Source organism: Dermacoccus sp. UBA1591 (assembly GCF_002322065.1).
Lineage (GTDB): Bacteria > Actinomycetota > Actinomycetes > Actinomycetales > Dermatophilaceae > Dermacoccus > Dermacoccus nishinomiyaensis.
This window is the reverse complement of sequence record NZ_DCNR01000034.1, coordinates 22,457-22,746: the sequence shown is the minus strand read 5'-3', so window position 1 is coordinate 22,746 and position 290 is coordinate 22,457. Positions and strand designations below refer to the sequence as shown.

The 290-nt window shown below is 73.8% G+C and carries 1 pseudogene; it reads left to right on the top strand.

The window, feature by feature from the left end:
* Window positions 1–290, top strand: a pseudogene (locus tag B2284_RS03790) (cell division protein FtsK); the annotation flags it as partial.

The window sequence follows — 290 nt, the reverse complement described above, 5'->3', positions numbered from 1 at the left end:
GACCAGGCCTCCGCACGTGCGGCGCAGGCGTCGCGCCCGGCGTCGGCACAGCGGCCGGGGGAGTCGCCGAAGGCCGCGGCGGCCCGTCAGGATGCCGGTGCCACGCGCGTCGAGCAGGCTGCGCCGGCCGCAGCCGTCCCTCAACGTCAGGTGGAGGCTCAGCCCACCGAACAGCTTCCACCCCGTGTCGAGCAGCTCGCAATGGGCGGCGACGTCACGTACACGCTGCCCGATTCGAACGTCCTCGAACAGGGGACCCCGCCCAAGGAGCGTTCCGCCGCGAACGACCG